At 57.3% G+C, this 15,127-nt stretch carries 10 protein-coding genes; 8 read left to right on the forward strand and 2 right to left on the reverse strand.

The genetic code is table 11. The features are described 5' to 3' along the window. The first annotated feature begins 8 nt into the window (after positions 1 to 8). The 8 genes from BSF44_RS08020 to glmS all read left to right on the forward strand — a co-directional run bounded on the left by BSF44_RS08020 (position 9) and on the right by glmS (position 9,193). Complete coding sequence (locus tag BSF44_RS08020; RefSeq protein ID WP_008045680.1) at positions 9 to 545, forward strand: F0F1 ATP synthase subunit delta; 537 nt, start codon at positions 9 to 11, stop codon at positions 543 to 545. 21 nt (positions 546 to 566) lie between these two features. After that, positions 567 to 2,111 carry a F0F1 ATP synthase subunit alpha gene (gene atpA, locus BSF44_RS08025; protein WP_030132553.1) on the forward strand — a complete coding sequence of 515 codons (1,545 nt, stop codon included), beginning with the start codon at positions 567 to 569 and terminating at the stop codon, positions 2,109 to 2,111. A gap of 50 nt (positions 2,112 to 2,161) precedes the next feature. Beyond that, complete coding sequence (gene atpG, locus BSF44_RS08030) at positions 2,162 to 3,022, forward strand: F0F1 ATP synthase subunit gamma (protein WP_008045673.1); 861 nt, start codon at positions 2,162 to 2,164, stop codon at positions 3,020 to 3,022. Between the two features lie 27 nt (positions 3,023 to 3,049). Next, on the forward strand, positions 3,050 to 4,429 hold the full coding sequence (gene atpD / locus BSF44_RS08035; RefSeq protein ID WP_008045671.1) for a F0F1 ATP synthase subunit beta: 1,380 nt from the start codon (positions 3,050 to 3,052) through the stop codon (positions 4,427 to 4,429). Positions 4,430 to 4,474: 45 nt separating this feature from the next. Next, positions 4,475 to 4,900, forward strand: a complete 426-nt coding sequence (locus BSF44_RS08040; RefSeq protein WP_007985046.1) for a F0F1 ATP synthase subunit epsilon — start codon at positions 4,475 to 4,477, stop codon at positions 4,898 to 4,900. A gap of 113 nt (positions 4,901 to 5,013) precedes the next feature. Beyond that, entirely contained in the window at positions 5,014 to 6,381 is a 1,368-nt protein-coding gene (gene glmU, locus BSF44_RS08045) for a bifunctional UDP-N-acetylglucosamine diphosphorylase/glucosamine-1-phosphate N-acetyltransferase GlmU (RefSeq protein WP_095943039.1), read from the forward strand. 201 nt (positions 6,382 to 6,582) lie between these two features. Beyond that, positions 6,583 to 7,359: a DeoR family transcriptional regulator gene (locus tag BSF44_RS08050; RefSeq protein ID WP_095943040.1), complete on the forward strand. Its 777-nt coding sequence runs from the start codon at positions 6,583 to 6,585 to the stop codon at positions 7,357 to 7,359. Between the two features lies 1 nt (position 7,360). Then, a complete protein-coding gene (gene glmS / locus BSF44_RS08055; protein WP_095943041.1) occupies positions 7,361 to 9,193 on the forward strand; it encodes a glutamine--fructose-6-phosphate transaminase (isomerizing) in 1,833 nt (610 codons plus the stop codon). A 309-nt stretch (positions 9,194 to 9,502) separates the two neighbouring features. On the opposite strand, the gene BSF44_RS08060 is transcribed toward glmS, so the two are convergent. Both BSF44_RS08060 and BSF44_RS29585 read right to left on the reverse strand, forming a co-directional pair. Further along, the gene (locus BSF44_RS08060) at positions 9,503 to 11,965 is read right to left on the reverse strand and encodes an Ig-like domain-containing protein (RefSeq protein ID WP_141250012.1); all 2,463 of its coding nucleotides are present in this window, start codon (positions 11,963 to 11,965) and stop codon (positions 9,503 to 9,505) included. Between the two features lie 432 nt (positions 11,966 to 12,397). Further along, on the reverse strand, positions 12,398 to 14,629 hold the full coding sequence (locus BSF44_RS29585) for an Ig-like domain-containing protein (RefSeq protein ID WP_141250013.1): 2,232 nt from the start codon (positions 14,627 to 14,629) through the stop codon (positions 12,398 to 12,400). Positions 14,630 to 15,127: the final 498 nt, after the last annotated feature.

The following is a 15,127-nucleotide window of genomic DNA, read 5'->3' on the forward strand; positions in this document are numbered from 1 at the left end:
GGGCGATCATGGCAGAACTGACCACGTTGGCCCGACCTTACGCTAAGGCGGCCTTCGAGCACGCTCAGGCCCACCAGCAACTGGCCAATTGGTCAGCCATGCTCGGCCTGGCTGCAGCGGTGTCGGAAGACGACACCATGCAGCGCGTGCTCAAGGCCCCGCGACTGACGAGCGCAGAAAAGGCCGCCACGTTCATTGACGTGTGCGGCGACAAGTTTGATGCCAAGGCACAGAACTTCATCCACGTCGTTGCCGAAAACGACCGTCTCCCGCTGTTGCCGGAGATCGCCGCTCTGTTTGACCTGTACAAGGCCGAACAAGAGAAGTCGGTAGACGTTGAAGTGACCAGTGCTTTTGCATTGAACCAAGAACAGCAAGACAAACTCGCCAAGGTTCTCAGTGCACGACTCAACCGGGAAGTGCGCCTGCAAGTTGCGGAGGACGCTGCCCTTATTGGTGGTGTCGTCATCCGCGCCGGCGACCTGGTTATCGATGGCTCGATTCGCGGCAAAATCGCGAAACTTGCCGAAGCATTGAAATCTTGAGTTTGAAGGGGCAGCAGAGCAATGCAGCAACTCAATCCTTCCGAAATAAGTGAAATTATCAAGGGCCGCATCGACAAGCTCGATGTGACCTCCCAAGCCCGTAACGAAGGCACTGTCGTCAGCGTATCTGACGGTATCGTGCGGATTCACGGTCTGGCCGACGTAATGTACGGCGAGATGATCGAGTTTCCGGGCGGCGTCTTCGGTATGGCCCTCAACCTGGAGCAAGACTCCGTAGGTGCCGTTGTATTGGGCGCATACCAGTCTCTGGCTGAAGGCATGAGCGCCAAGTGCACCGGCCGCATCCTGGAAGTTCCGGTTGGTAAGGAACTGCTGGGTCGCGTAGTCGACGCACTGGGTAACCCTGTTGACGGCAAAGGTCCACTGGGCAACACCGAGACCGACGCGGTCGAGAAAGTTGCTCCAGGCGTGATCTGGCGTAAGTCGGTAGACCAGCCTGTACAGACTGGCTACAAGGCTGTCGATGCCATGATCCCTGTCGGCCGTGGCCAGCGTGAGCTGATCATCGGTGACCGTCAGATCGGTAAAACCGCTCTGGCGATCGACGCGATCATCAACCAGAAGAACAGCGGCATTTTCTGCGTCTACGTAGCGATCGGTCAGAAACAATCGACCATCGCCAACGTGGTTCGCAAGCTGGAAGAAAACGGCGCCCTGGCCAACACGATCATCGTGGCTGCCAGTGCTTCGGAATCTCCTGCGCTGCAATTCCTGGCACCGTACTCCGGTTGCACCATGGGTGAATTCTTCCGCGACCGCGGTGAAGACGCGCTGATCGTTTATGACGATCTGTCCAAGCAAGCAGTGGCTTACCGCCAGATTTCCCTGCTGCTGCGCCGTCCACCAGGCCGTGAAGCTTACCCAGGCGACGTGTTCTATCTCCACTCCCGTCTGCTGGAGCGCGCATCCCGCGTTTCGGAAGAATACGTAGAGAAGTTCACCAACGGCGCAGTGACCGGCAAAACCGGTTCCCTGACCGCACTGCCGATCATCGAAACCCAGGCTGGCGACGTTTCCGCGTTCGTTCCGACCAACGTGATTTCCATCACCGACGGTCAGATCTTCCTGGAATCGGCCATGTTCAACTCGGGCATCCGCCCTGCAGTGAACGCCGGTGTTTCGGTATCCCGTGTGGGTGGTGCCGCTCAGACCAAGATCATCAAGAAGCTGTCCGGTGGTATCCGTACCGCTCTGGCTCAGTACCGTGAACTGGCGGCATTCGCCCAGTTCGCTTCTGACCTGGACGAAGCGACCCGTAAGCAACTTGAGCATGGTCAGCGCGTTACCGAGCTGATGAAGCAGAAGCAATACGCACCAATGTCGATCGCTGACATGGCGCTGTCGCTGTATGCCGCTGAGCGTGGGTTCCTGACTGACGTTGAAATCGCCAAGATCGGCAGCTTCGAGCAAGCGCTGATTGCTTTCTTCAACCGCGATCACGCCGATTTGATGGCGAAGATCAACGTGAAAGGTGACTTCAATGACGAAATCGACGCTGGCATGAAAGCCGGTATCGAGAAGTTCAAGGCCACCCAAACCTGGTAAGCCGCAGCGGGAGCCGCAAGGCTCCCGCTTGCTAACCTGATAGGTGTTACATGGCAGGCGCAAAAGAGATTCGCAGTAAGATTGCGAGCATCAAAAGCACGCAAAAGATTACCAGCGCCATGGAAAAAGTGGCGGTCAGCAAAATGCGCAAGGCACAAATGCGCATGGCTGCTAGCCGTCCTTATGCGGAGCGTATCCGCCAGGTAATTGGGCATCTGGCCAACGCCAACCCGGAATACCGCCACCCGTTCATGATCGACCGCGAAATCAAGCGTGTCGGTTATGTCGTAGTGAGCAGTGACCGTGGTCTGTGCGGTGGCTTGAACACCAACCTGTTCAAGGCCCTGGTCAAGGACATGGCGGTAAACCGCGAAAACGGCGTCGAGATCGATCTGTGTGTCGTTGGTAGCAAGGGTGCGGCCTTTTTCCGCAACTTCGGCGGTAACGTCGTTGCAGCTATCAGCCACCTGGGTGAAGAGCCGTCGATCAATGATCTGATCGGCAGCGTCAAGGTGATGCTGGATGCCTACCTGGACGGCCGTATTGACCGCCTGTCCGTGGTGTCCAACAAGTTCATCAACACCATGACGCAACAGCCTACCGTGGAGCAGTTGATTCCACTGGTGGCAACCCCGGATCAAGACCTCAAGCACCACTGGGACTATCTCTACGAACCGGATGCCAAGGAGCTGCTGGACGGCTTGATGGTCCGTTACGTGGAGTCGCAGGTCTACCAGGCGGTGGTCGAGAACAACGCGGCTGAACAAGCTGCGCGGATGATCGCGATGAAGAACGCTACCGACAATGCCGGTGATTTGATCAGCGATTTGCAGCTGGTCTACAACAAGGCGCGTCAGGCTGCGATCACCCAAGAGATCTCGGAAATCGTCGGCGGCGCTGCCGCGGTTTAACGGTTCAAATATTCAGAGGATCCAGCTATGAGTAGCGGACGTATCGTTCAAATCATCGGCGCCGTTATCGACGTGGAATTTCCACGCGACAGCGTACCGAGCATCTACAACGCGCTGACTGTACAAAGCGCGGCCGGGACCACCCTGGAAGTTCAGCAGCAGCTGGGCGACGGCGTGGTTCGTACCATTGCGATGGGTTCCACCGAAGGCTTGAAGCGCGGTCTGGACGTTGTCGACTCTGGCGCAGCCATCTCCGTACCGGTCGGTAAAGCGACTCTGGGCCGGATCATGGACGTTCTGGGCAACCCGATCGACGAAGCTGGTCCTATCGCCACTGAAGAGCGTTGGGGCATTCACCGTCCAGCGCCTTCGTTCGCTGAACAGGCAGGCGGCAACGACCTGCTGGAAACCGGCATCAAGGTTATCGACCTGGTTTGCCCGTTCGCCAAAGGCGGTAAAGTCGGTCTGTTCGGTGGTGCCGGTGTAGGCAAAACCGTAAACATGATGGAGCTGATCCGTAACATCGCCATCGAGCACAGCGGTTATTCCGTGTTCGCCGGTGTGGGTGAGCGTACTCGTGAGGGTAACGACTTCTACCACGAGATGAAGGACTCCAACGTTCTGGACAAAGTGGCACTGGTTTACGGTCAGATGAACGAGCCGCCGGGTAACCGTCTGCGCGTAGCACTGACCGGCCTGACCATGGCCGAGAAGTTCCGTGACGAAGGTAACGACGTTCTGCTGTTCGTCGACAACATCTATCGTTACACCCTGGCCGGTACTGAAGTATCCGCACTGCTGGGCCGTATGCCTTCGGCAGTAGGTTACCAGCCGACCCTGGCTGAAGAGATGGGCGTTCTGCAAGAACGTATCACTTCGACCAAGGAAGGTTCGATCACTTCGATCCAAGCGGTATACGTACCTGCGGATGACTTGACCGACCCGTCGCCAGCGACCACCTTCGCCCACTTGGACGCTACCGTCGTTCTGTCCCGTGACATCGCTTCCCTGGGTATCTACCCGGCGGTCGATCCACTCGACTCGACTTCGCGCCAGCTGGACCCGAACGTAATCGGCCAGGACCACTACGACACCGCTCGCGGCGTTCAGTACGTTCTGCAGCGTTACAAAGAACTGAAGGACATCATTGCGATCCTGGGTATGGACGAGCTGTCGGAAGCCGACAAGCAGTTGGTAAACCGTGCTCGTAAGATCCAGCGCTTCTTGTCGCAGCCGTTCTTCGTGGCTGAAGTCTTCACCGGTGCATCGGGTAAATACGTTTCCCTGAAAGACACCATTGCTGGCTTCAAAGGCATCCTCAACGGTGACTACGACCACCTGCCAGAACAAGCGTTCTACATGGTTGGCGGCATCGAAGAAGCGATCGAGAAAGCCAAGAAACTGTAATCCCGGCGCCCGGCAACGGGCGCTAATTTAGGTTGAGGCAATCAGATGGCTATGACAGTCCATTGCGATATCGTCAGCGCGGAAGGAGAAATCTTTTCCGGTCTGGTCGAGATGGTGATTGCGCACGGTGCACTGGGTGATCTTGGTATCGCTCTGGGTCACGCGCCGCTGATCACTAATCTGAAGCCAGGTCCGATCCGCCTGGTCAAGCAGGGCGGGGAAGAGGAGGTGTATTACATCTCCGGTGGTTTCCTCGAGGTTCAGCCGAACATGGTCAAGGTTCTTGCCGACACCGTGCAACGTGCTGCCGACCTGGACGAAGCCGCAGCTTTGGAAGCCGTTAAGGCTGCCGAGAAAGCCCTGCATGAGCGAGGCGCGGAATTCGATTACGGTTCTGCTGCCGCACGTCTGGCCGAGGCTGCAGCTCAGCTGCGCACCGTCCAGCAGATCCGCAAGAAGTTCGGCCACTAAGGCAGCACTTGTTGTGTGATTGATTAAAAAGGGTAGCCTCGGCTACCCTTTTTTCTTTTCCGACTTTTACAACCTGGTCGCAGCCGTTGACCACCCAGGATTGGTAGCCAGTCATGTCTCTTGAAATCGTTATTCTCGCTGCTGGCCAAGGCACGCGCATGCGTTCCGCTTTGCCGAAAGTCTTGCACCCGATTGCCGGCAACTCGATGCTTGGCCATGTTATCCACAGCGCCCGGCAACTTGATCCACAGCGCATCCACGTCGTGATCGGTCACGGTGCCGATGCCGTGCGCGAGCGCCTGGCAGCGGATGACCTGAATTTCGTCCTGCAGGATAAACAGCTGGGTACCGGTCACGCCGTTGCTCAGGCAGTGCCGTTCATTCAGTCCGACACCGTGCTGGTGCTCTACGGTGATGTGCCGTTGATCGAGGTCGAAACCCTGCAGCGCCTGCTCAAGCAGGTCGGTCCGCAGCAGCTGGGCTTGCTGACCGTCGAGCTGGATGACCCGACCGGTTACGGCCGAATTGTTCGTGATGCCGCCGGCAAGGTTGCGGCCATCGTCGAACAGAAAGATGCCAATGAAGCCGAACGCAAGATCACCGAAGGCAATACCGGCATTCTGGCGCTGCCTTTTGCCCGCCTTGGCGACTGGATGAGCCGTCTCTCCAATAACAACGCCCAGGGCGAGTACTACCTGACCGACATCATTGCCATGGCAGTGAGCGATGGTCTGGTGGTGGCCACCGAGCAACCGCACGACGCCATGGAAGTGCAGGGCGCCAATGACCGCAAGCAACTCTCCGAACTGGAACGGCATTATCAATTGCGCGCCGGTCGTCGTTTGATGGCTCAAGGTGTGACGCTGCGCGACCCGGCACGATTCGATGTACGGGGAGACGTGACCGTAGGCCGCGATGTGCTGATCGACATCAATGTGATCCTTGAAGGCAAAGTGGTCATTGAGGATGACGTGGTGATCGGCCCGAACTGCGTGATCAAGGACAGCACCCTGCGCAAAGGCGTGGTCATCAAGGCCAACAGTCATATCGAGGGTGCCATTCTGGGTGAAGGCAGCGATGCTGGCCCGTTCGCGCGTCTGCGTCCAGGTTCCGTGCTGGAAGCGCGGGCCCATGTGGGTAACTTTGTCGAGTTGAAAAACGCTCGCCTGGGCGAAGGTGCCAAGGCCGGTCACCTGACTTATCTGGGCGATGCCGAAGTGGGCGCACGCACCAACATCGGTGCTGGCACCATCACCTGCAACTACGACGGTGCCAACAAGTGGAAAACCGTGCTGGGTGAAGACGTGTTCATCGGTTCCAACAACTCGTTGGTAGCGCCTGTGGATATCCTGGACGGTGCGACCACGGCTGCCGGTTCGACCATTACCTCGACTGTGGATAAATCCCAGTTGGCTATCGGGCGTGCTCGTCAGAAGAACATCGATGGCTGGAAGCGGCCTGAGAAGATCAAGAAGGGCTGAGTTATCCACAATTCCCTTGTAGGAGCGAGCTTGCTCGCGATGAATTCGAGAGCGGCGCATTTTTCCAGAAAGAATGCATCATCGTTCACGCCCATCGCTAGCAAGTTATCCACAGCTCTTTTTATCGCTTGGCGCTTGACGAAGTTTCGCTGATAGGTTTTGATTGCTTCCGTTATCTTTCGAAACGAAACTTACCAGCTCATGTCGAAGCGTAATACACCTCAGCGTCGTCACAACATCCTCGCCTTGCTCAATGAGCAGGGCGAAGTCAGTGTGGATGAGTTGGCCAAGCGTTTCGAAACGTCGGAAGTTACGATTCGCAAGGATCTGGCGGCACTTGAAAGCCATGGCCTGTTGCTGCGTCGTTACGGCGGGGCGATCACCATGCCTCAGGAACTGGTCGCGGATCTTGGTCAGCCGATTTCCAAGTACAAGCAAGCCATCGCCCGTGCCGCCGTCGCGCGGATTCGTGAGCATGCGCGGATCATTATCGACAGTGGCAGTACCACTGCCTCCATGATCCCGGAACTCGGACAGCAACCCGGCCTGGTGGTGATGACCAACTCGCTGCATGTCGCCAATGCCCTGAGCGAACTTGAGCACGAACCGGTGCTGTTGATGACCGGTGGTACCTGGGACCCGCATTCCGAGTCCTTTCAGGGGCAGGTCGCCGAGCAGGTCCTACGCTCCTACGACTTCGACCAGCTATTCATCGGTGCCGATGGCATCGATCTGGTTCGCGGTACAACCACCTTCAACGAACTGCTCGGGCTGAGCCGGGTCATGGCCGAAGTCGCCCGCGAAGTGGTCGTGATGGTGGAGGCCGACAAGATCGGCCGCAAGATTCCCAACCTGGAACTGCCCTGGAGCAGTGTCCATACCCTTATTACCGATGAACGCCTGCCATTAGAGGCTCGCGATCAGATTCAGGCCCGCGGCATCACGTTGATTTGCGCGGCTGTCAGTCAGGAGAAATAGCATGTGTGGAATTGTCGGCGCAGTCGCAGAACGTAACATCACCGCCATCCTGGTCGAAGGCCTGAAGCGTCTGGAATACCGCGGGTATGACAGTGCCGGCGTGGCGGTCTACACCAACGACGAAAAACTCGAGCGCGTGCGTCGTCCGGGCAAGGTCAGTGAACTGGAACAAGCACTGGCCGCCGAGCCACTGCTTGGGCGTCTTGGCATTGCCCACACCCGCTGGGCTACTCACGGTGCGCCGTGCGAGCGCAATGCCCACCCGCATTTCTCCGGCGACCTGGCGGTGGTGCATAACGGCATCATCGAGAACCACGAAGCCCTGCGTGAACAACTCAAGGCCCTGGGTTATGTGTTCACCTCGGACACCGACACCGAAGTCATCGCTCACCTGTTGAACCACAAACTCAAGGATCTGAGCGACCTGACCGTGGCCCTCAAGGCAACTGTCAAAGAACTGCACGGTGCTTATGGCCTGGCAGTGATCAGCATGAAGCAACCTGATCGCCTGGTCGCAGCCCGCAGCGGCAGCCCGCTGGTGATCGGCCTGGGCCTGGGGGAAAACTTCCTGGCGTCCGACCAGTTGGCCCTGCGTCAGGTCACCGACCGCTTCATGTACCTGGAAGAAGGCGATATCGCCGAAATCCGCCGCGACAGCGTGCAGATCTGGGACGTCAACGGCCAGGCTGTCGAGCGCGAAGCCGTGCAGTATCGCGACGGCGCCGAAGCCGCTGAAAAGGGCGAGTTCCGTCACTTCATGCTCAAGGAAATCCACGAGCAACCGTCCGTGGTTCAGCGCACCCTGGAAGGTCGCCTAAGCCAGAACCAGGTCCTGGTACAGGCATTCGGCCCACAGGCCGCCGAGCTGTTCGCCAAAGTGCGTAACGTACAGATCGTCGCGTGCGGCACCAGTTACCACGCCGGCATGGTCGCGCGTTACTGGCTCGAGGAGCTGGCCGGCATTCCTTGCCAGGTCGAAGTCGCCAGCGAATTCCGCTACCGCAAGGTGGTAGTGCAGCCGGACACCTTGTTCGTGAGCATTTCCCAGTCCGGTGAAACCGCCGACACCCTGGCCGCGTTGCGCAACGCCAAGGAACTGGGTTACCTCGCCAGCCTGGCGATCTGCAACGTCGGCATCAGCTCGCTGGTGCGCGAATCCGACCTGACCTTGTTGACCCAGGCCGGTCGCGAAATCGGTGTGGCATCGACCAAAGCCTTCACCACGCAATTGGTTGGCCTGCTGTTGCTGACGCTTTCCCTGGGTCAGGTTCGTGGCACCTTGGCCGAAGGTGTCGAAGCAACGCTGGTCGAAGAACTGCGTCGTTTGCCGACCCGTCTGGGCGAAGCGCTGGCCATGGACAGCACCGTGGAAAAAATCTCCGAACTGTTCGCCGAAAAACACCACACACTGTTCCTCGGCCGTGGCGCGCAGTTCCCGGTGGCGATGGAAGGGGCGCTCAAGCTCAAGGAAATCTCCTATATCCACGCCGAAGCCTATCCGGCCGGCGAGTTGAAACACGGCCCGTTGGCGCTTGTGGATAACGACATGCCAGTGGTGACCGTGGCGCCGAACAACGAGCTGCTGGAGAAGCTGAAGTCCAACCTTCAGGAAGTCCGCGCTCGTGGTGGCCAGTTGATCGTCTTCGCTGACGAGAAGGCCGGCATGACCAACGGTGAAGGCACCCACGTGGTGCACATGCCGCACATCCACGACATCCTGTCGCCGATCCTCTACACCATCCCGCTGCAGCTGCTGTCGTACTACGTCGCCGTACTCAAGGGTACTGACGTTGATCAGCCGCGCAATTTGGCGAAGTCGGTCACTGTGGAATAAGTTATCCACAGTTGAAAAACCCCTGTCTCTTCGCCAGTGGTTCGAACCACTCGGTCAGAAGTCTGAGCATCCTCTAGCTCAGAAAGTCTGTTGCTCGGATTTTGGGCTCGAACGAACGCAATGCTGGTCTTGAATGATTCAAGACCAGCAATTTTCTGCGCTCATATCCCTCAAGCGGGGCGATCCTGCTTATCTCGACGGCGGACGCTCATCGCGTCATGCATCACACCTGTTGCCACCTGCTGATTTGGAGTCGTATCAAGACCCGAAGCGACTGATGGTTTCAATCGAGACTTTTACAGTCTTCGGTTAATGCGGCTGCACCTGCTCCATCAAGTCGGCCATCGTCAGGCTAGCTTGAACGACTACCCCGTAATCGGTGGCGGGAGTTGACGACAATGCACTGTCTAGAGCGAACGATTGTGCATCGAACTCCAAGGCCTCTGCCGAGAACCCGCTACTGACTTCAGGTACCGCGGACACAAAGAAGTGTTCACCTGTATCGCTCAATACATCGGACAGCGTCAGCCCCAACAGTCCGTTCGCCTTGGTCAGTGGGGTGACCGTCAGCTCGAACGTATTGCTGACCAGGCCATTGGCGCTTATCGCGCTAATACTGTGATTGCCTTCATTTAAGGGCTCTGCCGGAGTGAACTGCCACTGGCCGTTAGCAAGCGTTTGAGTCGAGCCGATGACTTGATCGTCGCTGTAGAAAGTGATCAGGCTATCAGGTATGCCATTGCCACCGAACGTAGGCCTGGCGTCATCAGTGGTGTCTCCATCACCAAAGAAGCCAGTCTCGCTACCCACGTTGTCAGCAAAGTGGCTGATAAATGGTGCCTGAGCTTCTACCGTCAGCGAAAAGGTCTCGCTACGTTCGCCAGTACTATCGACAGCTACGAAATGGTGATCGCCCAGAGACAGGTCAGCACGGGGGCTGAAGTACCAATTACCGTTGAAGTCGCTCGTCGTCGAGCCGATCACCTGCTCACCGTCATAGATAGTGATAACCGAGTTAGGTCTGCCTTCCCCATACAGACCAGGGCGAGCGTCATCGGTGGTGGCGCCACTGGCGAGAAATGCCTGTTCACCGCCGACATTATCCTGGACCGTCACAATACTTGGCGCAGGCGCAGTTGCAACGGCGATATTCAGTTCGAAGGCTGGACCGCTCTGGCCGGCAGCATTCACTACGGTGAAGCTGTGTGTACCGCCACTCAGATCCTTGAAGAGGCTGAGTGACCAGTTGCCGTTGCTGTCGACCTTGACCGAGTTCAGGTAGCTGCCGTTATCGAGGATATGTATCTCGCTGTTGGGCTGACCTTTCCCTAGCAACTGCGGACGGAAATCATCGGTGCTGGCGCCGTTGGCAAGGTTGCCCTGGCTGGCGCCGACATTGTCAAAGACCGACTCAATACTTGGCGCAGGTGCAGCTGCGATATTCAGTTCGAAGGCTGGACCGCTCTGGCCGGCAGCATTCACTACGGTGAAGCTGTGTGTACCGCCACTCAGATCCTTGAAGAGGCTGAGTGACCAGTTGCCATTGCTGTCGACCTTGACCGAGTTCAGGTAGCTGCCGTTATCGAGGATATGTATCTCGCTGTTGGGCTGTCCTTTACCCAGAAGTTGCGGGCGAAGGTCGTCGGTGCTGGCGCCGTTGAAAAGGTTGCCTTGGCTGGTGCCGACATTGTCAAAGACCGACTCGATACTGGGTGCCGCAGGTAAAGCTGGCGAGGGTTCAATATGTAAGTTGAAGTCCGCGCTGGTCAAGCCATTGGCGGTGTCCACCACGGTGAGGATCTGATTTCCCTCGGGCAGTGGCTGGATGAAGCTGAAGGACCAATTACCGCTGCCATCAACGTTAACCCAACCCTGGTAAGTACCGCCGGCATACACATTGAGAACACTGTCGGGCTTGCCGTGGCCGGACAACACCGGCAGGTTGTCGTCGGTGCTGGCGCCGTTGCCGAGGTTGCCCTGGCTTGGGCCTGCATTGTCGATAGCCGAATGGATGCCAGGCCTTGGGTCAGGTGCTTGCGTCGGGTCCAGGATCTGTACGTTGAAGGTGTCGCTGCGCTGACCGCTGGCATCGGTCACCGTGAAACTATGCGCGCCTGCGCTCAGGTCATTGGTTGGCGTGAATTGCCAATTACCCCTGGCGTCAGCCTGGGTTGAACCGATGATTTGTTCGCCTTCATAGATCGTGACGACGGCATTGGCTTGAGCAACACCACCGAAGGTGGGCCGGGCATCGTCGGTGCTGGAGTTGTTGTGGAAGTACCCTTGTTGTGCGCCGGAGTCATCGAGATAGAACGTGATGCCGACTTCGGGTGCCGCTTCTCCCGGTGCCAGAACACGTAACACGAACAACTCGCTCAACTGATCGAAAGAGTCGCTGACGCGCAGATTGTAGTCACCAGGAGTCAGGTCGGTGAGGGGGGTGAAACTCCACTCGCCGAAGGCATTTGCTTCAGCTGACCCGAGCACGACACCGTTGTCACGGATAGTCACCACACTATTGGGTTCGGCGATGCCCTGGAGGGTAGGGCGAGTGTCGTCTGTGCTGCTGTTATTACCACGCAAGCCTACGCTTTCCCCGACATTGTCGAATACCGCCGTGATGGCGGGCGCAGAGGGGGTGGTCGTGGCGGAAGGATTGCTATTTACGCCCAAGGTGGGCGTAGCACTCGGCGTCACCGCAGTGGCAGCTTGGGACTGTGATATGTCCGAATTGACAGCAGCGTTTTCGATGGAACGTTTTTTTATAGACATGCTTGGTAACTCCTATGGCTATAGCTGAAATGCAGGCCCACAAAGCTTCTGAAGAAACCTTGTTGATAAGGAGAGATTGGTGACTTGAAAAAATTACACGGTTGTAACGATGTAATTGATTTAAATCTGAAGTGGATGCGTTGTAGGGAGTGTCAGATTTTTTTGTTTGCGAACCGGTAACGGCCTGCCGTCAGGCAGGCCTCCAGTTCATCACGTTGGTCTGATGAATCGACGCCGGCCATGATCTGCCTCGAATTCCCACACTCACACGGCATCGGCAAAGTGAACTGGCCGATCGAAAGCGCGACTGCCTGCGCGAGCTTTCTTCGAGATCTGTTGCGATGATCCGCATCGACGCCATCTGGCTCGCCACCGAACCCATGGATATGCACGCGGGTACCGAGACCGCATTGGCCCGAGTGATTGCCCGTCTTACGCCACGTGAGCCAACTCTGGCTCCAGTATCAGACTCAGAACGCCCACCGAGACGTTGACACCACCGTCGGTTTCAACAACGACACCCAGATCCAACTCCGGGTGCACGTCACTGATCAGAGGCAACGCCACTTCATGGGTAAACAACTCGCTCGATACATCCTGCAACAGGTCGGACAACGACAGGGTAAGCGGCTCCAGGTCGACGACGGTATCGGCTTGCGCTGCCATCCTCAATGTCGATTCATCACTACCAATGTGCAGGGTGAACGGGGCCGAGTCGCTTACACCATCGGACACTGTGAACACATTGTGGCCTGAGGCCACTGAGAGGTTGATATCAATACCCACTTCCCACGTACCGTCTGACTGCACTACACCGCTACCGACCAACAAGCGCTCTCCGCCCGTGCTGACAAACAAGAACACCGGGGCGTCTGGCTCACCATGGCCACGGAAGACCGGCTGATGCTCGTCAGTGGCACTACCGTCGCCAATCACGCCAGTCACTGGACCGGTCTGGTCAATCGCTGACTCGATCACCAATGTTGCCGCTTGCGGGGCGTTGATCACAGTCAACACGAATGGATCCGACACCACATTATCCCCCCTCACGGTGAAAACGTGCTCGCCGGGTGTAAGAGCACGCGGCGAGAGCAGGCTCCAGCTACCATCTTCGGCCACCACGGCACTCACCATATACCTGCCGTCTACGTACAACGAGACTGCGGTATTGGGCTCGCCATGACCCTTGAGTGTTGGTCGCGCATCGTCGGTGATAGCACCGTTGCCAATCAAGCCAATGTCGACACCGATATTGTCCACTGCAGATTCGATCACCGGCTTGCCAAGAGTAGCCTCGGTCACGTTCAACACGAATGGTTCCGAACGCTCGCCGTTATTGTCCGTCAGCGTAAACACGTGTTCACCTGGCGCCAACCAGACCTGCCCGCTGATCGTCCAACTGCCGTCCGCATCCACCACCGTGCTGGCCAGACGCGTGTTGCCCTCAAACAGGTAAATGCGGATCCCCGGCTCGCCCTTGCCGCTGAAGGTCGGGATGTTGTCATCGGTGCTACCGCCGCTGACGACCGTGCCTGATTGACCCACATCATCGAAAATCGACTCGATCACTGGCTTGCCAGAAGGTGTTTCAGGAACCTCAGGAACCTCAGGAACCTCAGGAACCTCAGGAACCTCAGGAGCCTCAGGAGCCTCAGGAACTTCAGAAGTGTCGGTCACGTTCAACACGAACGGTTCCGAACGCTCGCCGTTATTGTCCGTCAGCGTAAACACGTGTTCACCTGGCGCTAACCAGACCTGCCCGCTGATCGTCCAACTGCCGTCCGCATCCACCACCGTGCTGGCCAGACGCGTGTTGCCCTCAAACAGGTAAATGCGGATCCCCGGCTCGCCCTTGCCGCTGAAGGTCGGGATGTTGTCATCGGTGCTACCGCCGCTGACGACCGTGCCTGATTGACCCACATCGTCGTAAATCGATTCGATTACCGGCTTGTTAGAGGGGATGTCAGGAATTGCGGTCACGTTCAGTACAAACGGTGGCGAATGCTCACCACCGTGAGCCCTCACGGTGAACACGTGCTGCCCCGGCGACAACTCATCTGAATCGATTGTCCAATTGCCATCTGCCCCCACCAAGGCCCTGGAAACGACCTTGTCGTCCTGGTATAGGTAAACGTAGGTGCCTGGCTCGCCAAGGCCGAAGAAAGTCGGGATGCTGTCATCCGTATTCCCGCCACTTATGATTGTGCCGGTTTCATCCACATTGTCGTAAGCCGAGGTGATTACCGGCTGGGCGACGGCCGCCGCAGTGACCGTCACCTTGAACGGCTCAGAACCCTCGCCCGCTTCATTGACCACGGTAAAGGTATGCTCACCCGGCTCAATCAGGGTGTCGAAAAATACCTGCAAGCTCCAACCGCCCGTTTTGTCGACCAACGTCTGTCCCAATACCTGGCCATTATCGTAGATCGTCACGACTGAGCCTGGTTCACCGCTACCGCGCAATTGCGGAGAGGGATCGTCCATGCTGCCGCCGTTATCGACAATTTGCGTAGCGCCGTGGAGATCCAGCACTGCGGTGATCGACGGCGCCGACAATGAGCCGACATCCAGGCCCGCCAGGCTCCCGTTGTTCAACATATCGACCAATAGCCCCGCCTCAGTGACCCGCTGCGTTGCATTGCTGCCTTTATCATTCGAGTTCATCTAGAATCCTTGACCGCTGGTAATAGGATTTAATTATTCTCGGGCGGTATGCACCCACCGAGTAGTACCCCAAAAAGGAAGCTTGCATTCGCGCAAGACACCCCCATGAGTCACATCGCTAGAGCGCACTAAACGAGGAACGTTACAGTTTCCTTTCGAAAAAGTTCTCAGATTAAAAACAGGTCACGGATATTCGCTAAAAAGTGCAAACAACTATCCTGACACCGGGGGAGTGTCAGATTTTTTTGAGTGCGAACCGGTAACGGCCTGCCGTCAGCCAGACCTCCAGTTCATCACGTTGGTCTGATGAATCGACCCCGGCCATGATCTGCCTCGAATTCCCACACTCACACGGCATTGGCAAAGTGAACTGGCCGATCGAAAGCGCGACTGCCTGCGCGAGCTTTCTTCGAGATCTGTTGCGAGTATCCGACCGTGGTGGTGGCTTGGCGACACGCCTGGAGTCCGCACAATACGACCAAAAGCAAGAAACACTCG

It is taken from the genome of Pseudomonas sp. ACN8 (genome assembly GCF_002303925.1).
Taxonomy (GTDB): domain Bacteria; phylum Pseudomonadota; class Gammaproteobacteria; order Pseudomonadales; family Pseudomonadaceae; genus Aquipseudomonas.

What these genes read in the sequence shown, in the direction of transcription:
- BSF44_RS08020 (WP_008045680.1), top strand. Translation starts at nt 9, where the DNA reads ATGGCAGAACTGACCACGTTGGCCCGACCTTACGCTAAGGCGGCCTTC.
- atpA (WP_030132553.1), top strand. Translation starts at nt 567, where the DNA reads ATGCAGCAACTCAATCCTTCCGAAATAAGTGAAATTATCAAGGGCCGC.
- atpG (WP_008045673.1), top strand. Translation starts at nt 2,162, where the DNA reads ATGGCAGGCGCAAAAGAGATTCGCAGTAAGATTGCGAGCATCAAAAGC.
- atpD (WP_008045671.1), top strand. Translation starts at nt 3,050, where the DNA reads ATGAGTAGCGGACGTATCGTTCAAATCATCGGCGCCGTTATCGACGTG.
- BSF44_RS08040 (WP_007985046.1), top strand. Translation starts at nt 4,475, where the DNA reads ATGGCTATGACAGTCCATTGCGATATCGTCAGCGCGGAAGGAGAAATC.
- glmU (WP_095943039.1), top strand. Translation starts at nt 5,014, where the DNA reads ATGTCTCTTGAAATCGTTATTCTCGCTGCTGGCCAAGGCACGCGCATG.
- BSF44_RS08050 (WP_095943040.1), top strand. Translation starts at nt 6,583, where the DNA reads ATGTCGAAGCGTAATACACCTCAGCGTCGTCACAACATCCTCGCCTTG.
- glmS (WP_095943041.1), top strand. Translation starts at nt 7,361, where the DNA reads ATGTGTGGAATTGTCGGCGCAGTCGCAGAACGTAACATCACCGCCATC.
- BSF44_RS08060 (WP_141250012.1), bottom strand. Translation starts at nt 11,965, where the DNA reads ATGTCTATAAAAAAACGTTCCATCGAAAACGCTGCTGTCAATTCGGAC.
- BSF44_RS29585 (WP_141250013.1), bottom strand. Translation starts at nt 14,629, where the DNA reads ATGAACTCGAATGATAAAGGCAGCAATGCAACGCAGCGGGTCACTGAG.